23 protein-coding genes and 2 tRNA genes are annotated in these 22,676 nt (G+C 51.9%); 19 read left to right on the top strand and 6 right to left on the bottom strand.

Translation table 11 applies throughout. The features are described 5' to 3' along the window. The first annotated feature begins 1 nt into the window (after window position 1). A complete protein-coding gene (locus tag TREAZ_RS11880) occupies window positions 2-397 on the top strand; it encodes a Smr/MutS family protein (protein ID WP_015712110.1) in 396 nt (131 codons plus the stop codon). Here TREAZ_RS11880 and infA read toward each other — a convergent pair. Beyond that, entirely contained in the window at window positions 394-618 is a 225-nt protein-coding gene (gene infA / locus TREAZ_RS11875; protein ID WP_015712109.1) for a translation initiation factor IF-1, read from the bottom strand. The genes TREAZ_RS11880 and infA overlap by 4 nt on opposite strands. 74 nt (window positions 619-692) lie before the next feature. Here infA and TREAZ_RS11870 point away from each other — a divergent pair, with 74 nt between their 5' ends. The 3 genes from TREAZ_RS11870 to TREAZ_RS11860 are packed head-to-tail and all read left to right on the top strand — an operon-like array spanning window position 693 to window position 2,434. Then, window positions 693-1,097, top strand: a complete 405-nt coding sequence (locus TREAZ_RS11870; RefSeq protein WP_015712108.1) for a hypothetical protein — start codon at window positions 693-695, stop codon at window positions 1,095-1,097. A 17-nt stretch (window positions 1,098-1,114) separates the two neighbouring features. After that, entirely contained in the window at window positions 1,115-1,645 is a 531-nt protein-coding gene (locus TREAZ_RS11865) for an adenine phosphoribosyltransferase (protein WP_015712107.1), read from the top strand. A gap of 21 nt (window positions 1,646-1,666) precedes the next feature. Beyond that, entirely contained in the window at window positions 1,667-2,434 is a 768-nt protein-coding gene (locus TREAZ_RS11860; protein ID WP_015712106.1) for an SDR family oxidoreductase, read from the top strand. A gap of 6 nt (window positions 2,435-2,440) precedes the next feature. Here TREAZ_RS11860 and TREAZ_RS11855 read toward each other — a convergent pair whose 3' ends face one another. Next, the gene (locus TREAZ_RS11855) at window positions 2,441-3,742 is read right to left on the bottom strand and encodes a glycoside hydrolase family 130 protein (RefSeq protein ID WP_015712105.1); all 1,302 of its coding nucleotides are present in this window, start codon (window positions 3,740-3,742) and stop codon (window positions 2,441-2,443) included. After that, complete coding sequence (locus tag TREAZ_RS11850) at window positions 3,739-6,069, bottom strand: glycosyltransferase family 4 protein (RefSeq protein ID WP_015712104.1); 2,331 nt, start codon at window positions 6,067-6,069, stop codon at window positions 3,739-3,741. Before TREAZ_RS11850 ends, TREAZ_RS11855 begins: the two co-directional genes overlap by 4 nt. Window positions 6,070-6,308: 239 nt before the next feature. Here TREAZ_RS11850 and TREAZ_RS11845 point away from each other — a divergent pair, with 239 nt between their 5' ends. Next, window positions 6,309-6,587, top strand: a complete 279-nt coding sequence (locus TREAZ_RS11845; RefSeq protein WP_043923487.1) for a helix-turn-helix domain-containing protein — start codon at window positions 6,309-6,311, stop codon at window positions 6,585-6,587. A gap of 125 nt (window positions 6,588-6,712) precedes the next feature. Continuing rightward, on the top strand, window positions 6,713-7,720 hold the full coding sequence (locus tag TREAZ_RS11840; RefSeq protein ID WP_015712102.1) for a right-handed parallel beta-helix repeat-containing protein: 1,008 nt from the start codon (window positions 6,713-6,715) through the stop codon (window positions 7,718-7,720). Between the two features lie 86 nt (window positions 7,721-7,806). On the opposite strand, the gene TREAZ_RS11835 is transcribed toward TREAZ_RS11840, so the two are convergent. Beyond that, window positions 7,807-7,878, bottom strand: a tRNA-Glu gene (locus tag TREAZ_RS11835). A 117-nt stretch (window positions 7,879-7,995) separates the two neighbouring features. Next, a tRNA-Gln gene (locus TREAZ_RS11830) sits at window positions 7,996-8,066 on the bottom strand. Between the two features lie 165 nt (window positions 8,067-8,231). Here TREAZ_RS11830 and TREAZ_RS11825 point away from each other — a divergent pair. The 6 genes from TREAZ_RS11825 (at window position 8,232) to argS (ending at window position 13,585) form a co-directional block, all read left to right on the top strand. After that, window positions 8,232-8,666: a DUF3990 domain-containing protein gene (locus tag TREAZ_RS11825; protein WP_201764770.1), complete on the top strand. Its 435-nt coding sequence runs from the start codon at window positions 8,232-8,234 to the stop codon at window positions 8,664-8,666. Further along, a complete protein-coding gene (locus TREAZ_RS11820) occupies window positions 8,663-8,902 on the top strand; it encodes a hypothetical protein (RefSeq protein WP_015712099.1) in 240 nt (79 codons plus the stop codon). Before TREAZ_RS11825 ends, TREAZ_RS11820 begins: the two co-directional genes overlap by 4 nt. Before the next feature lie 25 nt (window positions 8,903-8,927). Continuing rightward, entirely contained in the window at window positions 8,928-9,170 is a 243-nt protein-coding gene (locus tag TREAZ_RS11815) for a DUF3791 domain-containing protein (protein ID WP_201764769.1), read from the top strand. A 105-nt stretch (window positions 9,171-9,275) separates the two neighbouring features. Further along, window positions 9,276-10,982, top strand: a complete 1,707-nt coding sequence (locus TREAZ_RS11810; protein WP_015712097.1) for a DUF5312 domain-containing protein — start codon at window positions 9,276-9,278, stop codon at window positions 10,980-10,982. Further along, a complete protein-coding gene (locus tag TREAZ_RS11805; protein WP_015712096.1) occupies window positions 10,982-11,776 on the top strand; it encodes a purine nucleoside phosphorylase YfiH/LACC1 family protein in 795 nt (264 codons plus the stop codon). The genes TREAZ_RS11810 and TREAZ_RS11805 overlap by 1 nt, the downstream gene beginning before the upstream one ends. 45 nt (window positions 11,777-11,821) lie before the next feature. Further along, entirely contained in the window at window positions 11,822-13,585 is a 1,764-nt protein-coding gene (gene argS, locus TREAZ_RS11800; RefSeq protein WP_015712095.1) for an arginine--tRNA ligase, read from the top strand. Window positions 13,586-13,587: 2 nt separating this feature from the next. Here the strand turns inward: argS and TREAZ_RS11795 are convergent, their stop codons facing one another. Beyond that, on the bottom strand, window positions 13,588-14,466 hold the full coding sequence (locus tag TREAZ_RS11795; protein ID WP_169312634.1) for an AraC family transcriptional regulator: 879 nt from the start codon (window positions 14,464-14,466) through the stop codon (window positions 13,588-13,590). 134 nt (window positions 14,467-14,600) lie between these two features. Between TREAZ_RS11795 and TREAZ_RS11790 the strand changes: the two genes are divergently transcribed. The 7 genes from TREAZ_RS11790 (at window position 14,601) to melA (ending at window position 22,675) form a co-directional block, all read left to right on the top strand. Beyond that, a complete protein-coding gene (locus TREAZ_RS11790) occupies window positions 14,601-15,596 on the top strand; it encodes an ABC transporter ATP-binding protein (RefSeq protein ID WP_015712093.1) in 996 nt (331 codons plus the stop codon). Window positions 15,597-15,637: 41 nt separating this feature from the next. Next, entirely contained in the window at window positions 15,638-17,740 is a 2,103-nt protein-coding gene (locus TREAZ_RS11785) for an ABC transporter substrate-binding protein (RefSeq protein ID WP_083820296.1), read from the top strand. Window positions 17,741-17,809: 69 nt separating this feature from the next. Then, on the top strand, window positions 17,810-18,808 hold the full coding sequence (locus tag TREAZ_RS11780; protein WP_015712091.1) for an ABC transporter permease: 999 nt from the start codon (window positions 17,810-17,812) through the stop codon (window positions 18,806-18,808). A 12-nt stretch (window positions 18,809-18,820) separates the two neighbouring features. Next, on the top strand, window positions 18,821-19,915 hold the full coding sequence (locus TREAZ_RS11775; RefSeq protein WP_015712090.1) for an ABC transporter permease: 1,095 nt from the start codon (window positions 18,821-18,823) through the stop codon (window positions 19,913-19,915). A 9-nt stretch (window positions 19,916-19,924) separates the two neighbouring features. Continuing rightward, window positions 19,925-20,929 (top strand): ABC transporter ATP-binding protein, encoded by a 1,005-nt coding sequence (locus tag TREAZ_RS11770; protein WP_015712089.1) that lies wholly within the window; start codon window positions 19,925-19,927, stop codon window positions 20,927-20,929. A gap of 1 nt (window position 20,930) precedes the next feature. After that, window positions 20,931-21,308, top strand: a complete 378-nt coding sequence (locus tag TREAZ_RS11765; RefSeq protein WP_015712088.1) for a hypothetical protein — start codon at window positions 20,931-20,933, stop codon at window positions 21,306-21,308. 23 nt (window positions 21,309-21,331) lie between these two features. Beyond that, on the top strand, window positions 21,332-22,675 hold the full coding sequence (gene melA / locus TREAZ_RS11760) for an alpha-glucosidase/alpha-galactosidase (protein ID WP_015712087.1): 1,344 nt from the start codon (window positions 21,332-21,334) through the stop codon (window positions 22,673-22,675). Window position 22,676 lies beyond the last annotated feature (1 nt).

Below are 22,676 nucleotides of genomic sequence, written 5' to 3'. Positions count from 1 at the left end.
AATGGATTTTGGAAATATCATGGATGCCTGGCTCGAAAAGAACGGCATCCCGGACAAAGATGCTGAAATAGGCGAAAAACAGCCCAGTTCCCAGGACAGGCGGCGAAGGCTGCTCCGCAAGGAGCCTGACGCTTCCCTGGATCTGCATAACATGACCCAGGAAGAAGCATGGCTCGCCCTGGACGCTTTTTTTCGCGCCGGCCAGCAGCAGGGTTTTGAGAAGCTCCTGGTGATCCACGGAAAGGGGAACCATCCGGGCAGCGATGCTGTATTAAGGGATCTTACACGGAAATTTATTGAGAATTGCCCTTTTGCGGGCGAAAGCGGCCACAGCCCTGCGGCTGCAGGGGGCAGCGGGGCTACCTGGGTTTTGCTCAAGCCCCTGGCGAACCCTTAGCGTTCGCGATAGATGATGCGGCCCCGGCTCAGATCGTATGGGGATAAGGCAATCCTGACCCGGTCGCCGGGGACTATACGGATGTAATGTTTGCGCATCTTCCCCGAAAGGTGGGCTAAAATGAGATGCCCATTCTGGTTATCAAGTTCTACCCTAAACATGGTATTGGGCAGGGCTTCCTTGACAACCCCTTCTACTTCTATCGCTTCTTCTTTGGCCACAGGTACTCCTCAAAAGGCTTTTATCTATAATAGTAACATTGACATATTCTTGCAAGGAGGCTAAGCTTTAGCTTGTGAAAGCCGCAAAGACCATACTCATCGTTTCTGATGAGACTGAATCGGCCTCTAAAATGGCTGAAGCTATAGCCGCCGTTCTCAAGGGTAACAAGGTAACGGTAAAAAAAGCGGAAGCCTTTACCGGCACAGACCTTTTGCCTGCGGATTCGTTTTTCATCGGCTGCGAAAAACCCAATCCACCTTCCTTCGGCTACCTGGCGGAATTGCTCCAGCACATCAACCTGGCGGGCCGGACCTGCGGTATTTTTGCCCCGGCTGCTTCGGGTTCCGAAAAAGCCGTGAAATACCTCGCCGGGCTTCTCAAAGATTGCGAGGCAGCCCTTAACCCGAAACCCCTCTTAGCCGAAAACGCCAAGGACTTGAAAGCCTGGGCAGAAAGCATCATTGCGAATAATTTTTAATCCACCGGGAGCAAAGCATGGAAAAGTTGAATCTCGACGATTATATCAGGAAAGTTCCTGATTTCCCCAAAAAAGGGGTGCTCTTCTACGATATTACCAGTATCCTTGCCCAGCCCAGGGCCTTCAGGTACTGCATCGATTCCATGGTTGAGCTTTACCAGGACAGGAAAATAGACGCCATAGCTGCCATCGAGGCCCGGGGGTTCCTCTTCGCCGCCCCTTTTGCAGCCCATGTAGGTATACCCCTCCTCCTCATCCGCAAGAAAGGCAAGCTTCCCGGCAAAGTCATGACAAAAAAGTATTCCCTTGAATACGCCGAAGCTGAAATCGAGATCCACTGCGATGATGTGGTGCAGGGCAGCAGGGTGCTCCTTCTCGACGATCTCATAGCCACCGGGGGTACCCTTAATGCCGCGAGGGAACTGCTTACCGCCTGCGGGGCCCAGGTGCCCGAAATCTTCGGCGTGGTGGGCCTGCCCTTCCTTAATTATGAAAAGGTGCTAAACCCGACGCCGGTACGGACGTTGATTAATTATCATGGGGAGTGAACGTGAACCAAGGGAGTTGTTATGAGTTTTTTGGATGAATTATTCGGACTTAAAGGCAAGACAGCGCTTGTAACCGGCGGTGGCCGCGGAATAGGGCAGGTAGTTGCCATCGGCCTTGCAAAAGCAGGGGCAGAGATAGCCATTGTCTCCCGGACAGGCGCCGATGAGACAGTAGGGCTCATCGAAAAAGCGGGAGGAAAAGCCTACAGCCTTCTGGCAGATGTTACCGACGAGGCAGCAGTGGATAGCGCGTTGAAACAGATCCTTGCCCGCTCAGGGTCCCTGGATATTGTTTTCAATAATGCGGGTATCTGTATCCATGAGGATACCCTGAAGGCGAGCATTGCCGACTGGCGGCAGGTTATTGATATCAACCTGACCGGCGAATACATTGTGGCCCGCGCTGCCGGGCGGATTATGATAGAGAAGGGCATTAAAGGCAGTATTATTAACATGGCTTCCATGTCCGGTTCCATCGTGAATGTTCCCCAGTGGCAGGCTTCGTATAATGCCTCCAAAGCTGGGGTTATCCACCTGACCCGGTCGCTGGCTGCGGAGTGGGCCTTATACGGCGTCAGGGTGAACAGTCTGAGTCCAGGCTATATTGCAACTCCCATGAGCGTGGATACCCCCCAGGAACTCAAGGATGCCTGGATGCCCCTTATCCCCGTCCACCGTATGGGAAACCCCGAAGAGCTGATAGGCGCGGTTATATACCTCGCCGCTGACAGTTCAGGCTATACAAACGGCAGCGATCTGATTGTAGATGGGGCGTATACCTGTTTGTAATATGCTTTATCCCTTCGTTAGCTCTCCTACCAGTTCCGCCAAATTCACGGTGATAAAGGCAATGGCCCGGTCAGCGCTGCCGTAAGGAATTATTAATCGGCCTTTGTTGGCGATAAAGCCGCAGGTGTATACCACGTTGGGGACATAGCCGGTTCGTTCCCGATCCCCTGGGGAAATCAGGGGTTCCGAAAGCCGCCCGATTACCTTGGTGGGATCTTCCTTGTCCAGCAGCAGGGCCCCGATGGAATACCTTCTGAGGGAACCTACCCCGTGGGTCAAGACCAGCCAGCCCTCATCCAGTTCCAGGGGGGAACCGCAGTTGCCTATCTGCATGAATTCCCAGGGGAAAAGGGGAGAAGCAATTTTTGTCCCTTCGTTCCAGACTTGAAGATCCGCCGAATGCATGGTAAAGAGGCTTTCCCCGTCTATCCGGCCCAGCATGACATAGCGGCCGTTGATTTTCCGGGGGAAAAGGGCCATCCCCTTATTCCGGACCATGGCCCCCCCCAGGGGCAGCATTTTAAAATGAAGGAAATCATCGGTTTCGATCAGTTTGGGCATAATGTTTCTTCCGTCGTAGGCCGTATAGGTGGCGTAATAACGGACGCTCCCGTCCTCGTCCCGAAACCGGACAAAGCGGGCGTCCTCAATGCCATTCTGTTCGTCCAGGGAGGCGGGAAACAGAAGCCGCTCGGAGATATGGCTGGTTTCGTCAAAAGCTATTTCATAAGCCATGTTCGCCGGCAGCAGGGCGGCGTCGTGCTTTTCCGGTACGCCGTTTTGGGCGGGTTGTCTTCCCTGAATCGCGGTGCGTACCACTGAATCAATGCTGACCCCTCCGTCCTTATCAATAATACCCGACCTGAATGAAACCGACGAAATATGGCCTTCCCCGACGGAACGGGTGCTCATGATAAAACGGAGCGCCCCCGGTGGGACATGCTCCTGATTCGGCGCCTCGACTATGGACGGGTTAAAGAGGGCCGTGGCCTCAAAGGCGTATTCGGAGGTAAAATAGGCCCCTGCCAGAAGCCGGCCTTCCGGGGACGAAAGGGGCTCGTTCCCTGTTCCCATGAGGGCTGCGGCCTGGGCATAGTGTTCCTTAAAGCGGGTCTCGAGGTCGCCGTGATCCTCGCTGAATTCATTGATAAGCTCCCCAAGTTCTTTCCTGATTTCTTCTTCCGACAGGGCGGAAACCCTGGCGGTAATGGCCAGGATGCGTTTTTCCAGGGGGACAAAGGATCGTATCACCAGCCGGGTGTAATCCGGTTCAAGCACCGGCGCGGCAAGCCGCTTAAGGGCAATCATACTTCGCCTCCTATTCGTGTTGAGAGCTTGTTGATTTGGCTGGGGGCGGGATCTTCCAGGAGTATGCTTTTATCCGCCTCCTTCATTTCCGAAAGGGCAATGTGAAAGGCCAGGGTCGATTCGGCCCCCTCGTTCTGATTGAGCCTGTCCACATGGAGGCCGTCGTGGCAGCCTCCGCTCAAGGCATCGAACACAAAGAGGGAAAGGTCGTTCCCCCCAAGATACCAGCGGAAAGCCCGCTGGGCTTCCTTGTGCCAATAGAAGTCCCCGGTAATACGGTAGGCTTCGAGACACGCGGATACTGCGGAATTGGCTTCCAGGGGCTGCTGATCGAAGAGGGGCATTTCTTCCCCCTTCTTGTATACCCGGTCGCTCCCGACGGGACGGAAATGCCCCCGGGGACTTGTCTGGGTTTCCATGAGCCATTTAAGGGAACCGAGGCCCGCATCGAGCATTTCCCTGTTTTCCGTATCATGACCGCTCAGGATAAGGGCATGGGAAAGTTTTGCGTTATCGTAGGTAAGGTACGATTCAAACCAGGGCCACTGGGGATCGGCGTTTCGTTTATAAAGGGCAAAGAGACGACTGGAAAGTTCCTCCCGGATGCCGTCCACCAGACGGTCCCCAGAAAATCGCTGAAGGTATTCATGGATTGCGATGATGGTAAAAGCCCAGGCCCGGGGGGAGCTGAACTGGCTGACCACCGGGAGGGCTTTTTCAAAAAGCTGGGCCGCCGCCCCCTGGAAGCCGGGGTTGGCGTATTTGCCCAAACAGGTTCCCAAGGCCCAGACCACCCGGCCGTGGCTGTCTTCGGAGGCAATTTCCGCCCTCCAGGATCGATCAAAATTAAGGAAATTCCTGAACCGTCCCGATGCTTCCTCCCAGGCATACTGGAGCAGCCCCAGGTATATCCCGGCGAGGCGGTCAATCTCGGGGTCCACTTTTTCCGCCTGGGACGAGAGGAGTACCATCAGGATCAGGGCACGGGCATTATCGTCGGAGCAGTAGCCCTCGTTGTGATTGGGGACTGTATAAACCGCATGCTGAATCATGCCGGTATCGTCGGTAAGCCGTTTGATGTGATCCAGCTTCAGTTTGGGCAGCTCGTTCTGTTCCTCCTCCGAAAAGAGGCCCCCCAGCGGGAGGGCAGCCTGATTCTGCCCTGTCACGGAGTGGCGGGTCATTCGGGCTTCCTGGAATAATTCTACATATTTCCGGGCAGTCACGGGCCATGTCATTTCCCTGCCCGCAAGGAAGGCGTTTTTCCGCATGGTGTTCCGTTCCGCATCGTTGGAAGCAAGGCGGATCACCGCTTCCGCAATAGCTTCGGGCGACCTGAAGGGAACCAGTATGCCCCGGCCATCGGCGAGCAGTTCCGCCGCATGCCAATAAGGGGTAGAAATGATGGCGTTTCCGATGCCGAAGGAATAAGCCAGAGTGCCTGAGGTGATCTGCTCTTCATACAGATAGGGCGTGATATAGATATCCGCCATGACGAGGAATTCTTTGAGCTCCTCGGGGCTTACAAAGCGGTTACGGAAGAGGACGTGCTTTTCCACGTGCAGCTCCGCAGCAAGCTGCTGCAAGGAGAGGCGGTAGGCTTCCCCTTCGTGGCGGATAAGTCCCGGATGGGTCGCCCCCAGGACAATATAGACCGTTTCGGGCTTCACCTTGATGATCTCCGGAAGGGCCCGGATTACCTGTTCAATCCCCTTGTTGGGGGAAAGGAGGCCGAAGGTGAGGAGCACCGTTTTTTCTGTCAGCTCATACTGGCCCTTGTAAAAGCTGGGATCGATAAAGGGCATTTCGGGGATGCCGTGGGGAATAAGCCGAATCCGGGACAAGGGGACATTATAGACTGTGGAAATCAGATCCACCGCCTTCTCGGTCATAACCACTACAAAACTTGAGCGTTCCGCGATTTCCGTGAGGATTCTTCGCTGCCGGGCGCTGGGTCTCTGCAATATGGTATGGAGGGTGGTAACAATGGGCATTCTGAGTTTACGGATCAGGGAAAGGATGAAGATGCCGTCATCGCCGCCGAAAATACCGTATTCATGCTGAAGGCAGACGATGTCCGGGTTATTGCTGTTGAGGAAATCCGCCGCCCGTCTGTAGGATTCCAGGTTTTTCTCCTCGATTTCGAACCGCACCCTGTCGGGGTAGACATATCCCTCAGGTATATCCGTGATAGGCACGGCAAAACAGGAAAGCCCCGGGTGGGCGGCGGCAACGGATTCGCAAAGACTTGTGGTAAAGGTTGCGATACCGCACTGGCGGGGCAGATAATTGCCGATAAAGGCAATATTCAGGATGGAGTTGTTCATTCAGTCCTTTTCGAAAATCGGCCCTCGGCATTTCAAGCGTTACCGGGAACACAAATGATGGAACTGAATGCTAATCAGCATGAGGGAAAATCACGAAGGATTTTCCCTGTTTACATACATTATAGCAGATTTTTTGATTTCGGGATACGTACGATCCGGCGGCACTAAAAAGCACGGATGGCGCGGATATAGTGTATCCTGCAGGCATGAATACCTCTATAGATTATTATTCTTTTCCTATGGAACCGAGCAGAGAGCAGTTAACCTATGTAATTGAACAGATAAGGGGTGTCAGAACCCGAAAGGGGGTATCCCAGCTGGAATTGTCGCTGAAGGCACATCTTTCCCAAAGTTTCCTTGCCAGCATCGAAACCGGAAAAAAGCAGCCCTCGGTCTTAACCCTTATAAAGATCGCCCAGGCCCTGAATGTAAGCCCCAGGATTTTTTTCCCCGAACCCAAAGGAGTAAGCCGGGAACAGCTAAAGGACGAAATTATCAGTTTGCTGGGTTCCTTATAAAAATTTTTAATAGCCGCCATCTTTTCCGATCTTAATCCATAAAAATGCTTCTGCCTGGAAGGGCATTTCGCTACCTTACACGTATGAAGCATTTTCATTTTTCTAAAAGGTCGGCGGTTTGGTTATTGGGAACTGTAACCGTCCTGTTGGCGGAGGCGGTTTTTATACTGGCCGCCTGTGAATATTCGGTGAGTGCGGAGGATTCCCTTCAAAATCCTGTCCCTGGTGATGGTGCAATGCCTGTCGCATGGTTCGTGGCCGATACCCCCTGGGGTGAACCCTCGGGGGCGCCTGCAAGGAAAGCGAAAACCATTAAAGAGGGGTTAAGCCAGATACGGGCGGCTTATAAAAGCGGCGCCTTTGCGGATGGCAAGAGGGCTGTTGTCGTTATCGAAGGGATCATTAACCTTGCCGGGGAAGGGGTTCTTTCCAACAAGAGCCTTGTGAGTATTACCGGAGAAGATGAATATCCGCCGATAGTCCTCAGGGGCGGTGGTTCCGGAGGGGTTCTGGACGGGGAAAACCAGGTCCGGGTCCTCTATGTGGAAAGCAACAATGTGACCATTGCCGACGGGCTTACCCTGACCAGGGGCAATTCCAAGACCCATAACGAGATGTATGGCGGCGGCGTTTACCTCGAAAAATCGCACCTTACCATGACCGGGGGGACTATCAGCGATAGCACTGCCGAACTCGGGTCCGGTGTTTTTATTTTTGAGGACAAGGAGAGCAAACACAGCAGCTTCGATATGAGGGGCGGGACTATCAAAGGCGGATCCGGCCCGGCGGTATACATTGACAACGGCTGCTTTTTCACTTTGTCTGATTCGGGACTCATCACCGAAAACGGGCCCGACGGCAGCACCGGCGAAGGCGGCGGCGTGCAGATCAATGGGCATGGAACTTTTTTCATGCTCGGCGGGACCATTAAGGGCAACCGTACAACCAGCTACGGCGGGGGCGTGCGTGTAAGCGGCAACTCCACATTCTTTATGCGCGATGGGCTCATCACCGAAAACACTGCGCCCGACAACTGCGGGAGCGGTGTGTATGTATCCAAATACGGCGGGGTCCTTATACAGACCGGTGGGATTATCAACGGCAATTACGGGACTCCCGAAATTGTCCAATAAGGGCCTGGCTGCTTTTTGCTCCCTGGCCGGCTTCCCTGCCAGGTTCACAGCAATAAATAGCGGAACTGAATGCCAATCAGTCAGAATAGCCCCTAGGAGAATCGAACTCCTGTTTAAAGATTGAGAATCTTTTGTCCTAACCGTTAGACGAAGGGGCCTCACTTATGACGGCAGAGAAATTTTATACATCATAATTATAGAAGAAACCGGATCTTTGTCAATCTCCCCGTTCCATCGGGAGTACTGCCTTAGAGGGCTGATGAAGCAAAAAAACTTTCCCCAGGGAGGATTCGAACCTCCACGAGCAGTTCCAGAGACTGCGGTGCTACCATTACACTACCGGGGAGTAACATACTCTTGCTTCTCACTCAAAGTGGCTTATAACAAGCTACTACAGTCAAAATCTTATAAAACGGGCGAAAAATTGTCAAGTACGGTATGCCCTGAACACTGATGTTTATAGACGCCCGCCGTTGGTCTATGTTTCGGTTTTATGTGTCGCTTTCGGGGGATGGGCTCTTTAGGGGTAAAGCCGTTTTTTGCCTTTTCCCGGCCTTTTTGTCTTGAAGCCCTACAATCTCTGGGTTATAATCAACCAGATGGCAAAAATATGACGCTCTATCATGGCAGTAATTTAATTGTTAAAAAACCAAGGCTCATAAGTTCCCTTAGATCACTGGATTTCGGCCCAGGTTTTTATACTACAAGTAACAGATTCCAAGCTATGGATTTTGCCGGAAAGGTGATGATACGGACAAAATCAGATTCTCAATATGTCAGTATATACAATCTAGATTATGAAAGGAATATACTCAATAAAAGTCAAACCCTGGATGCCCTGAAAATAAAAAAACTCTATATGCAATTCACGTTTACCACAGACAAAGCCTTGGGGTTTTTGGATTTTATGAGCGCATTTGACCCCGGAAAGGAAGAGCAAAAATGAGCCAGGAAAAATTGAGCGCGTTATTAGCCATCATAGTTCCGGCTGTTTTGCAGCAATTAATGGAAAAGCGGAGTATAGGTAGTAAAGAGGCTGCGGATGTACTTTATAATTCAAGTCTTTATGAAATGTTGGAAAACGAGGAAAGCAAATTATGGCATTTAAGCGCCGAAACACTTTATTCGTTACTGGAACAGGAGCTTAACTGCGGTGTTATACAGTACCCGGAGGAATTATAATATGCATACACCTTATGACTTTCAATTGGAAGAAAAACCGAAGGTTTTGCAGGATACTACCAATTTTTTAGCCTATTGCATTGAATCCTATAAATTTGCGAAACAATACACGGGCAAACAGGTTATTTCCCTTTTTGATAAATACGGTGTTCTTGATTATATCATTGACTGCGCAGGAGCTTTACACACCACAGGAGAGCAATACATCATACAGGATATTGACGACTATATTGCCTCTTCCGGCAGCAAAGTCACGTGCAAGGACTGAATAAGGGCCCCCGGAATTCTGGGTATTGTTATCGGCATGGTCCTCGGATAAAAATGATGCAAAATGACTATAGTATTTTTTGCTGTTTTTGTCAATAATAGTTAAATGGCAGAAAGCGGGAATTTTACCCAGCTGGTGTCGAGTCTTTCGGTGGATGAAAGGCAGAACCTTCTGGAAAAACTCAAGAGCCAGTCTAATATTTCTCCGGAACCTCTTTATATTGAAGATATCGATCAAGGGCCTACTCTGGCGAGCGAAGAGCGCTACGTCAAGCTGCCCTGGTATTTCCGTCTTTGGTACTTTATCCTGAGCCTGATCAAGGCTGTGCCCGCTGTCAAGCTTTATGAAGACAAGCAGGTAGCTGATATCGGGAGGCAGATCGAGGAAATGTCCCCGGGGCTTTACGATTTCCAGAGGGCCAGGCTGTTGCCTGCTTTTTACAGCCAGATGGAAAGCCTTAAAGAAGCGGCGCGGTTTTTTTACACCGCTTTGGATGCGGGCTTTAACCGGGACAAAGGGGCTTTTTACGGGTTCCTGGGTTCCCTGGAAATGGTATCTGTGCACAAGAAGCTTCAGAATGAAACTGATCCCAATAAGCTGGGGGAACAGTACCCCGACGCCAAGGAGCTTGAAATCAGGCAGATGGCATTTAAGGCTATGGATGCTGCCTTTGAAGGGGTTACCGATGACATGAAGGGTGCCATGTACTTTGATGCCCGATCCCTTTTCTGCCTTAAGGAGCTTGCATCCTTTCTTTTTGATCGGGTTATCATGGCCTTCGGCTTTGACGCTGCAGTGGACGGGCATAGCTGTTCTGCCAGCGTGGTGAGGGAGCTCCTCATCAATCTTAATAACATACTCCTCTCCCTTAAACACATTCCGCCCATGCCCCTTTTGGAATCACTTTTCATCTTCCTCCTCCAGGAAAAGACAGGGGAGCCGGGCTTCGACATCAATAAGGAGATACGGGCGCTTCTTGCAAGGGCAGAGGAAGCCCTGGCGGTGATACGGGAATTCAACAAGCAGGTTCCCCTAACCAAAATACTCCGCTGTTCCAGCCGGAACATAGCCGTTAGCCCCAGGGAGATTTCCGGCGGCGAGGACTGGTTTGTTGTATACCGCGAATACTGGAAGCGCCACATCGAGGCCATTTTTGCGGATTACATGAGAGACCGCAGGCACCGGGAGCTGCTCAATTCCTTCCGCTATTTTTTGAAAGGCACTAACCTCAAGATCCTGGGGAACACCGTGTCGGACGCCAACCCCGATGGATTGCCCATCAAGGGCGCTTTTTCGCTCTCCTTCCTTCTCACCTTTTATTCTGTGGTGTTCATGGCCGAGATCAACAAATTCCTGCGGCCCATACTTATTGATGCGGAATTCCGCCGCAAGGAAAACCGCACCGAGTTCACCGAAAGCTATAACGAGATCATCAAGCTCGAAGATGACATACGCAAATTCGAAATGGAAATTTCCCCTTCTGGTGATTTTGGCAAACGGTATTCCCAGATGAAGCAGGACATGTCTTCCCTGCCTGTCAGGCGGCGCAAGATTCAGATTGTCATCGAGGAGGCTTCTTCGGAAGCCGTTACTATTGTTGACTCCGCGAGGCGGGCATCCCGATCCATGATCAACATACTCAATGGCATTGTTAATAAGGACAGCCAGGGGAAATATGACGCCATTTCCAACATGGATAAGCTTTCGGGCAAGGGCCCTGAATTTGCAAAAGGGCTCAGCGAATCATTGCAGAAATTTCAGATGGTTATTCAGATCCTTGATGACATAGACGCCATGGAGGCAGGCCGCTGATGCCTGCCAATATCTATCATTTCGACCTTGAATTTTCTGAAGCTGGTGCAGGGAAGCTCCCTGTCGCCCGTTTTCCTTTCATGGCTGATGGGCAAAAGATAGAAGGGATAAGCTGCGCGCTTTCTTCACGAAAAGCAGGAAATATGGTATATTCTCCCGGCGATAGTGAAAACCCTGCAAGGCTGGCCCTGTTCCGCAGCCTTGGGCTAAACCCCGCCCGGGTCCTGGCCCTGAAGCAGGTACACTCCCGGGATGTGGTTTTGGCTGAAAAGGGGAGCATGCCTTTTGGCATTGAAGCCGATGGGATGATCTGCAAGGACAGGGATATTACCCTTTCTGTAACTGTTGCGGACTGCCTGCCTGTGTTCCTTTATGATGCCGGAAGCGGCGCCATGAGCCTCCTCCATTCAGGGTGGAAAGGCACGGGCATTGCAATCAAGGCACTGGAACTTATGAAGGAACACTGGGGGTCCAAACCCGAGGCTGTTGCTGCTGTGCTTGGTCCCTGTATAAAGCCCTGCTGCTATAAGGTAGATGAGGAAAGGGCTAAAACCTTTTCTGCTGAATTCGGCGGCGAGAGTTTATTGGGCCCTGTAGCAATTGAGAAAAATGGAGAAACAGGGAAAGAGTTTTTCATTGATTTGCAGGCGGCAAATGCCGCGCTTCTCTCCAGGGCAGGCCTGAGGGATATTTCAGTTTGCGGTAATTGCACTTTTACTGATGATAGGCTGGGATCGTTCAGGAAAGAGGGCACCGTGTTTACCCGCATGGCAGCCTTGTTGGGGTATTTTTAATACGAGAACCGGCTCACGAATAAATTTTTTGCTTAAGGAATTGATATGCACGATTATAAAGAACCCTGGAAGATCCGCATTGCCGGGGCAGTAAACGCCCTCCTGCACGATGCAGGGCAGGATGAAGATGTAAAACCCGCCGACATTGTGACGGAAATCCCCCCCAGGCCCGAAATGGGCGATTTAGGCTTCCCCATGTTCGGCTATGCCAAACGCCTCCGCAAAGGACCGCCCCAGATCGCAGCAATGGTGTGCGAAAAACTTACCGCACAAGCGGGCAGTAGTTTTACTGCTGAGGGGCCTTATGTGAATGTCAGGCTGGACAGGGCAGGGACAGCCGCCGCCATACTGCCCGAAGTTCTGGCAGAAAAGAGTCCCTATGGCAGGCCCGGAAATCTTTCCGGGCAGCGCATCATGGTGGAATTTTCAAGTCCCAATACCAATAAGCCCCTTCATCTGGGGCACCTCAGGAATGATGTGCTGGGCGAAAGCGTTTCCCGCATTCTGGCGGCCTGCGGGGCCGAGGTACGGAAGGTCTGCATCATCAACGACAGGGGCGTCCATATCTGCAAATCCATGTTGGCTTACAAGGAATTCGGTGAAGGCAAGACCCCCGAGTCGGAACATCTGAAGAGTGACCACTTTGTGGGCGACTGGTATGTTAAATTTCACAAGATGAGCCAGGAAGATAAAGGCGCCGAAGAGCGGGCTCAGGATATGCTCCGCAAATGGGAAGCCGGGGACCCTGAAACCGTAGAGCTCTGGAAGAAGATGAACGCCTGGACCGTGAACGGCATGAAGCAGACCTACGAACGCACGGGCGTTTCCTTTGATCAGTATTACTACGAAAGCCAAACCTATCTTTTGGGTAAGGACGAAATTCTCAAAGGCCTCGAAAAGGGCATCTTCTACCGCGAAGAGGACGGCTCGGTGCAGGTGGATCTTACCGCAGAAAAACTCGACAAGAAGGTGCTGCTCCGCAAAGACGGCACTTCCATTTATATAACCCAGGATATCGGGACTGCCATTTACAGGCACAAGGACTGGCCTTTTGACCGCCTCGTCTTTGTGGTGGGTTCCGAACAGCAGTACCATTTCAAGGTACTCTTTACCATTCTGGACAAGCTTGGCTTTGTCTGGGCAAAAAACCTCTACCACCTTTCCTACGGCATGGTGAATCTCCCCGAAGGGAAGATGAAGAGCCGCGAGGGCACTGTGGTGGACGCCGACGACCTCATCGACAGCCTCAAAGAAATGGCCCTCACGGAGATACGCAGCAAGGACAGGGAGGATGCCGTAGGGGAGGCCTCTGAAGTGGCGGAAAAAATCGCCCTTGGGGCGCTTCATTATTTTCTGCTCCAGGTGTCCCCTGCAAAGGATATGCTCTTTGATCCCAAAGAATCCCTTTCCTTCAACGGCAACACCGGCCCCTATCTCCAGTACATGGGCGCCCGGATTTCTTCATTATTGAGAAAGGCTGAGGATTCTGCCGCGAAAAATTCTTCAGGCAAGGCAGGGGAAGCTGACTTTTCACTCCTTACAAGCGACGCCGAGTGGGAACTGATCAAAGTACTTGGGGGCTATAACGATGCGGTGGCTGCCGCCGCAGTCGGTATGGATCCCTCTTTCCTTGCGGCCTATCTCTACGAAGTGTCCCGGACATTCAGCCGTTTTTACCACGACTGCCCCATATTGAACACGGAAAATCCGGCTCTCGCCGAGGCCCGCCTGGCCCTGAGCCGGGGAGTGCTCCGGGTGCTGAGGGACGCGCTGAATCTGGTGTGTATACCATTTTTGGAGATTATGTAGCCCTAGCGTTCCCAATAGGAACGGTTTCGGTATACACCGGGACTAATTCCAAAACGTTTTTTGAAAAGCCTGCAGAAGTAGTTCACGTCCCGGATGCCCACCTGGGCGGCTGTTTCTTTTATATTGAAATTTTCGCTGCAAAGCATATCCAGGGCGGTTTTTAGCCGCAGTTCCTCCAGATACTGCCGGGGGCTCTTTCCGGTTGCCCGGGCAAAGAGCCGGGTAAAATGGGAACGGGAAAGATTCGCGGCGGCGGCCATTTCTTCCACCGGGATGTCCCGGTAGAGATTATCCTGCATGAGTACCAGGAGATCCTCAAAGGACTGTTTTTCCCGGATGCTGCGGATATCCTGTATATCCTTGGTGTTACCGGTTTCTTCCATCAGGGCCATGCAGAGTTCGTAGCTCCGGGAAGAATTGTCGAAGGGGTTTGCAATTTTCCCGGCAAAAAGGTCCTGGATTAGCCTGTAACAGAGCTCCATGGTCCTGGGGATTCCGGCAGAGTCCAGGATATTCCCCCGGCTGCTTTCCACCGCCTTGATGGTTCGGCTTGCGTCCCGGCCTACCAGCACCAGGAAAACGAATTCCCAGTATTCAGAATCTTCCGGAAGATAATAAACCTGCTCTCCGGGAACCGAGAGGACCATCAGGGAGCCCGGGAGAAGATCCCTGCTGCGATCCTTCAGGTCAATACGCCCCCGGCCTGATAAGGTGTATTGCAAAACCATATAATAGGAAATACCCCGGCGTCTGCAGTCATTGTAATAGCTGGTATCGGTTTCTCTACTGTGCCCCGAAAGGCTGGTCAGAGTATGGAGGGGAAATTTCCGGTTTGAATACCGGGAATTTTTCCGGATAAGGGGCAGGCTAGAAAAGTCCAATTCCATAATTAGGATAAATGTACAAAAAAAAACGAAAAAGTACAATAGTGCTATAAAAAGCACAAATAGCATATTTTGCATTTGCAAGATCCATAGTACGCTATCATATATATGAAATTACCGGAGTTGGGGGCATGAATGATTCCGCTATTCTTGAAGTAAAAGATCTGCATGTCCACTTTGAATTAGAGCAGGTAACCGTACGGGCCGTTGAGGGTGTTTCTTTTTCCCTGAACCGGAAAAGGACCCTGGGTATAGTCGGCGAGTCGGGTTGCGGAAAGAGCATCACCGCCATGGCCATTATGCGGCTGATCCAGTCCCCTCCGGGGAAGATCACTGGAGGCAGCATCAATCTGCGGCGCCGCGATGGCGATGTGGTGGATATTGCTCAGTTAAGCGCCAAAGGGCCGGCCATGCGGAGCATCCGGGGTGCCGAGATCGCCATGATCTTCCAGGAACCCATGACTTCCCTTAACCCCATCTATAATATCGGGGACCAGATAGCGGAAAGTGTTATGCTCCACCAGCGGCTCTCCAAGAAGGACGCCCTTGGGGTTGCTCTGGATATGCTTCACAAAGTTCATCTGAGCGCCCCCGAAACCCGGATCAAGCAGTACCCTCACCAGCTTTCCGGGGGTATGCGCCAGAGGGTCATGATTGCCCTGGCCATGTCCTGCAATCCTTCTATTTTAATTGCCGATGAGCCCACCACCGCCCTGGACGTAACGGTGCAGGCCCAGATCCTGGATCTTATGGCCCAGCTCCAGGAAAGTTTCGATTCTTCTATTATTATGATCACCCACAACCTGGGGGTCATTTCGGACATCGCCGACGATACGGCGGTAATGTATCTGGGAAAGATCGTGGAACAGGCGCCTACCCATGAACTTTTCGAGAATCCCCTGCACCCCTATACCCGGGGGCTTCTTAATTCTGTGCCGGTTCTGGGCCAGAAAAAGCAGAAAAAGCTCATCCCCATACCCGGCATGGTTCCGAGTCCCACAGAAGAATTGACCGAATGCGCTTTTAAACCCCGCTGCGATCGCAAAGGGCCGGACTGCGACAAGGGCTTACCTCCCTTGCGGGAAGTGAGCCCCGGTCATTTTGCAGCCTGTTACTATGAGCATTAAACCATGCCGTATGGCGTGGTAAATATATTTTGGAGGAAAAAATGATGAAGAAGGTCTTAATTCCGCTAATGGTGGCAGCCGCATTGATTATGACGGTTACCGCGTGTGGCGGCAAGTCTAAAAGTACCGGAGGGAGCGAAAGCGGCGGCAGCGTCGTGGTAACTCCTATTCCCTATCCGGTAAACCCCAGTCCTCTGGACAGTTCCGCGAAAATCAAACGGTACGCTCTGGATCAGGTAATTGAATACAGGAGTCTGCCCAAGTATTCGGAACCCGATTATGTAACCGCCCAGGTGAATCAGGGAAAGCTCCCGCCGGTCAATCAGCGGCTTCCCGAAACGCCTCAGGTTATTAAAACCAGTTTTATGGCTGACGGCCCCGGCCCCTACGGCGGCGTGTTTGCCAATGTATTTGCAGTACCCATCGAAGGATGGAACTTCGGCGCCGGTGCGGTAAACGGTTGGTTCGGTATCGAAGCGATTGTATCCCAGTGTCTGCTTTCATCCGGTCCTGCATATTTGCGGAGCGATGCCAACGAGCCCTTCCCGGCACTGGCCACCGGTTGGACCTGGTCCAGTGACGGCCTTACCCTGACCATGGACCTGATCAAAGGCGCCAAATGGTCCGATGGACAGCCTTTTACTGCCGATGACGTAATGTATACTTGGGAAGATAATATCAATGATCCCAACGTAGCCGGCCGGTCAAGCCCCGGAACCTGGGCAGTAGGCGGAAAGCCCACCAAGCTGGAAAAGGTAAACGACTATCAGATCAAATGGACCTTCGCCGAACCCTTCCCGGTATATCTGCTCTGGGCAATGGCGGACGACAGGTTCTATGTTGCGCCTGCCCATTACTATAAACCCCATCATCCCAAGTACAACAGCAACGCTACCTACAGCTCATTCCGCAGCGCAGGAAAGCCCACAGCGCTTCCCGTTCCCGTACTTGGCCCCTGGGTTCCTACGGAATACCGGACTGACGAACTCCTGGTGTTCAAGCGGAATCCCTATTATTGGAAGGTCGACTCCGATGGACGCCAGCTTCCCTATATAGATGAAGTACACTTTACCTATGCTACTAATTCCCTGGCGCGGACCATGAATACCATGGCCGGCACCTGCGACCTTTCAAATGTCGGTGAAAGCTATGACGACGTGGCCCGCAGCGCTGCCGATCCCAACGCTCCTTTCCGCGTAGACTGGCAGGGCGACAGTCACGCCTATGGTATGGAATTCAACTACGACACCAAATTCGGCGTATCTACCGATCAGGACAAGGCTAACCGGGCATTGTTCCGGGATATCCGCTTCCGCCAGGCTCTGACCATGGCCCTTGACCGTGACGGTATTGCGGCGTCCCTGGCCGCCGGTCCCTTCTACCGCGCATGGGGCGGCGGCCTTTTGCCGGCCAGCCCCCTTTACACCCGGGAATCTGTAGTGTATCTGCCCTACAATGTGGAAACCGCCAAGGCCATTCTTGCGAGCCTTGGCTTAAAGACCAACAGCGAAGGCTATCTCGGGTATCCCGAAGGCCCCCTGGCCGGAAAGACTATCGAAATCCAGCTTCTTGCCCAGCAGGATCTGGGGAACGAGATTGATATTGCCCAGGCGGCAATTCCCATGTTCCAGGCTATCGGTATCAAGCTGACCATGAAAGTCCTTACCGGGACTGCCATCAGCGAAACGGAATTGAACGGCAAGTGGGATATGAAATCCTACCGCTACGATTCTCCCCAGCTTGTACCCAATGCTTTCCCCGCCCAGCTTAGTCCTACTGATGACAACATGATGTACAATCACTATAAGATTAAGACCTCAGGCGATGCCATGCCTTTCGAAACAGAGCTCAACAGGATTACCACAGCATTTGCTACGGAAACCGATGCAGCCAAACAGCGCCAGTTAATGGCGGAGTACAACAAGGTGTGGACTGAAAACGCCACAAACATCGGTGTTGTAACCGTGTCCTATGGCCAGCTCCTCAATAAATATATGAAGAACGTGCAGCCCGGGCTGCCGGTTAACCTGTATTCCTGGGGACACCAGAGCATGTTCATGGAACAGTTGTATTTTGAACCGGATCATCAGCGCAGGCTGATTCTGGGAACTAATTTGCCCCTGAATTATCCGGCGGCGAACTAGCAGTAAAGGAACAGGCGGCGTGTTTCTTAAGCGCCGCCTGTTTTATGTTTTGTTTTTGGGGGCTGGAAAGTGGTAAAATTTGTTCTAAAACGGATACTCTATGCAATTCCGGTTTTGTTTTTCATAACCATTGTTTCATTTGCTATCATTAAGCTGGCCCCCGGGGATTATGCCAGTAATTACAAGAGCTTTCTTGTAAATTATGCCCATATGCCCGAGCAGGAAGCTGAAACGGCGGCGGCTATTATCCGCCGTGAGTACGGGCTGGATAAGCCCATGCTGGGGCAGTATTTTGCCTGGATCAAGGGCATCGTAACTGAGGGAAAATTCGGATATTCTTTTGCGTATAAACGGGATGTGAGCGAGCTATTCTTGGAACGTCTGCCCCGTACTTTGGTTCTGGCCCTGGTAGCCCATCTTCTGGCTACTCTGGGAGGGATATTTATCGGGATATACTCGGCTACTCACCAGTACAGTATAACTGATAATGCAGCGACGGTTATAGCCTTTTTAGGTACCTGCCTTCCAAGGTTTTTTTTGGGGCTCTTTGCCCTATACGCCCTGCTGTTCTGGGCAGGGGTAAAGGAAATGGGCGGCTGGAGTTCCACCTATTTTGTGCTGGAGTCCATGTCATGGGCAAAAGCGTTGAACATAGCCGCCCATGTGTGGCCGGTGGTAGCCATCGCCGGGTTAGGCGGCATCTCCCGGAATTTCCGGGTTATGCGGGGGAACCTGCTGGACGTGCTTAGCGCCCAATACGTTACCACTGCCCGTTCCAAAGGCCTTTCAGAAGGCAAGGTAATTATGAAACACGCAGTACCCAATGCCCTGCATCCAATTATCATGTACCAGGGCATGGTACTTCCCTATATGATTCAGGGGGAACTTGAAACATCCATTGTATTAAGTATTCCCACTCTGGCGCCCCTCTTTTACACATCTTTGCAAAGCCAGGATATTTATGTTTCTGCGGGCTGCCTCCTTATATATGCGATAGTCCTGGTGATCGGGAATATTCTTTCGGATGTGCTCCTGGCGGTCATGGACCCCCGGGTATCGCAGGCATAAAGGAACACAATTATGGCAGAGGCAACACGGTTTAATTCTGAAAGTTATTGGCACCTGGTCTGGCGAAAATTCCGCAAGAATAAGCCGGGGCTGGTGGGCAGCTTCATGGTTATCATCTTGATAGCCCTGGCGGTTTTTTCTGATTTTTTTGCTCCGACTGATCCCATGGGGCTGAATATGCGTTTCGCTTACAGGCCGCCTCAAAAAATACATTTTTTTGACAACGGAAAATTCACCCTCCAGCCCTTTACCTATGGGCTGACCTCGGAATACCACATGGATACCGGTACAGCGGTGTGGAGCGAAGATACAAACCAGCGGTTTAATATCAGTTTTTTTGTAAAGGGCTTTGAATATTCGCTTCTGGGAATCCCCATGAATATCCACCTCTACGGCGTGGAACAGGGCGGCCATTATTATGCTCTGGGGGCGGACAAGATGGGCCGGGATATGTGGGCCCGTATGTGCCGGGGCGCCCGGATCAGTTTGACCATGGCCCTTTTGGGCACCGGGATTTCCATTATCGTCGGGGCATGGCTTGGGATTATGTCAGGGTATTTTGGCGGGGTGATTGACCTTTTGATGCAGCGCTTTACCGAATTCATGCAGTCCTTCCCTCAGCTTCCCCTCTGGATGGCCCTGGCGGCGATTATCCCGCGCAGCTGGAGCCAGATGATGATCTTTGTGGTAATGTCCCTTATCTTCGCCCTCCTCAGCTGGCCCATGCTTTGCCGGGAACTACGGGGAAAAGTCATTGCCATGAGCAGTTCCGATATGATCCTGGCGGCCAGGGAGATGGGGGCTTCCCATCAGCGGATAATCTTCCACCATCTTTTTCCAAATAACTTTAGCCACATCATCGTTGTCATGTCATTGACGGTACCAAATATCCTCCTGGCGGAAAGCTTCCTCAGTTATTTGGGAATTGGCGTGCAGGAGCCCCTGGTAAGCTGGGGCCTCCTGATGCGGGATGCCCAAACCATAGAAACCCTGGGGTCCCATCCCTGGATTATGCTTCCTGTGCTGTTTATCATGATATCAGTGCTGGGATTTAACTTCTTCGGCGATGGTCTGCGCGATGGCGCCGATCCTTATACACAGCATTAGGCGGCAAAAATGGCACAGAACTGTCTTGAAGTAAAGAACTTAAGAATGTATTTCCCTGTGGGCAGCAACCTTTTTACGCGCAATAAAAAATTTGTTAAGGCCGTAGAGGATGTAAGTTTTTCCATAGAGGAAAACAAGGTTCTGGGTTTGGTGGGAGAGTCAGGCTGCGGCAAGACCACTGTGGGCCGGACTATCGTGCGGATCTATAAACCTTCCCATGGTTCCATTGACTATACCAGGCCGGATGGATCAAAAGTAGATGTTGCAAAACTGAATAATAAGGAAATGCGGCCTTACCACCGGGAAATCCGTATGGTCTTTCAGGACCCCTTTGGATCTTTGAATCCCCGGATTCCCGTAAAGGATATAATTGCCGAACCTATCATAATCCACAATATGCTGCCTAAATCGGAAACTGAAGACCGGGTCGCATCATTGATGAAGGATGTCGGCCTTAACCCCGATTATATGAACCGCTACCCCCACGAGTTTTCCGGGGGCCAGCGCCAGCGTATCGGCATTGCCCGGGCCCTGGCATCCAACCCCCGACTCATCGTGGCTGACGAGCCGGTCTCGGCTCTGGATGTGTCGGTTCAGGCCCAGGTCTTAAATCTTCTGGAAACCCTTAGGGATGAGAAGGGCCTTACCTTCCTGTTTGTGGCGCATGATATTTCCGTAGTGGAACATATCTCCGACAATATCGCCGTCATGTACGTAGGCAGGATTGTGGAAAAGGCGGAAACCGAGGAACTCCTTTACAATCCCCTTCATCCTTATACGGAAGCTTTGGTGTCGGCTATTCCGGTGATTAATTCAGATAAATCCAAACACCGTATCCATCTGGAAGGGGATGTGCCGAACCCGGTGAACGCCCCTCCGGGCTGCGTATTCCATCCCCGCTGCCGTTATGCCACACCCGCATGTTCCCAGAGTGTGCCGGAGCTCAGGGAAGCAGGGCCGGGCCACATGGTGGCTTGTCATAACTACGATAAAATATCCCTGAGAGGAATTTAGCATGAGGGAAAAAATTCTCTGCCTTGTCGCTTACCTTTTTAGCATTCCGGGAATCGTCATTGCCCGCATTTGGGGGAGCAAAAGCAAACTGTGCCTTCACCATGCCCGGCATTCCCTGGAATTGTTCTTTTTCATCGCCTTTTTGTTTGTCGCCTGGTATATCGTTTCGTATGCCCTTATGTTTATCCCCTACGGGGGGTTCCCCATCGCTGTAGCGCTTTTCGGCATCGTGATAGCCGGGATACTGTTCAGTCTGGCACTCTGCGTTATAGGGATAGTCGGCGCCTTCACCAGGAAGCCGGTAGTGTTTCCCTTTGTCTCTTCTTTTGTCGGGCCCCTTGAGCCGTTGTTTAAGCTAATAGGGTTGTCGGAAGGTTAATCAATTCATTCTGGAGGAAGAATATGAAAATCGCATTTATCGGAGCGGGAAGCGTGGGCTTTACCCGCAAACTGGCGGCAGACATACTGACGGTACCTGAACTGCGGGATACTGAAATTTGTCTTCAGGATATCAGCGCGGCAAACCTTGAGATGATCTACCATGTGCTGGACAGGGACATCAAGGCCAACAAACTTGGCAAGGTCAAGCTGACAAAAACCACGGAGCAGAAAAAGGCCATAGAGGGCGCTAAATATGTAGTGTCTGTGGCGCGGGTCGGCGGTCTTGACGCATTTGCCCTTGACGTCGAAATCCCCCTGAAATACGGGGTGAACCAGTGCGTGGGCGATACCATCTGCGCCGGGGGCATCATGTACGGCCAGAGGACCATTCCTGTGATCATGGGCATTTGCAAAGACATGAAGGCTCTTGCAGAACCCGGCGCCGTGTTCCTCAATTATTCAAACCCTAACGCTATGAACACCTGGGCTGCCAATACCTACGGTGGCATCCAGACCCTGGGGCTCTGTCACGGTGTCCAGCATGGGCACGAACAGATAGCGGAAGTTCTCGGCCTGCCCATGAATGAAGTTGATATTATCTGCGCCGGAATTAATCACCAGACCTGGTATATCCAGATTAAGCATAAAGGTGTGGACATGCGGGACAAGCTCCTTGCGGGGTTTAAGAAGCATCCCCGGTTTAAAAAAGAGGAAAAAATCCGTATCGATATTCTGGAGCGTTTCGGCTATTACAGCACCGAAAGCAACGGCCACCTTTCGGAATACCTCCCCTGGTACCGGAAACGGCCCCAGGAAATCGATCAGTGGATAGATTATTCTTCATGGATCAATGGCGAGCCTGGTGGCTATCTCAGAGTGTGCCGCGAAGGCAGAGCCAAATTTGAGAAAGAGGCCAAAGAATACCAGACTATGAAGCCCCTCAAATACACGCCCAGGAACCGTTCCAGCGAGCATGGTTCCCATATTATCGAAGGTCTTGAGACCGGGCGCATATACCGGGGCCACTTTAATGTGATCAACAAAGGTTCAATCACAAACCTTCCTGCGGATTGCGTAGTGGAAGTACCGGGCTATGCGGATGGCAACGGCATTTCCATTCCCATCGTCGGGGATCTTCCGGCCCCTCTGGCCGCCATCTGCAACGCCAGCATCGCGGTCCAGCGTCTCTCGGTGGAAGCAGCCCTTGAGGGCGACCCTGGCAAGCTCAAGCAAGCCATGCTCCTCGATCCCTTAACCGGAGCGGTGTGCAACCCTCCCGAAGTCTGGAAGCTTGCTGACGATATGCTTAAAGCTGAAAGCAAGTGGCTGCCCCAATACCAGAAGTACATCAAGGGATTAAAATAAA

This window comes from Leadbettera azotonutricia ZAS-9 (genome assembly GCF_000214355.1).
GTDB classification, from domain to species: domain Bacteria; phylum Spirochaetota; class Spirochaetia; order Treponematales; family Breznakiellaceae; genus Leadbettera; species Leadbettera azotonutricia.
The sequence above is the reverse complement of the archived record's forward strand: the minus strand, read 5'-3'. Positions and strand labels throughout refer to the sequence as shown.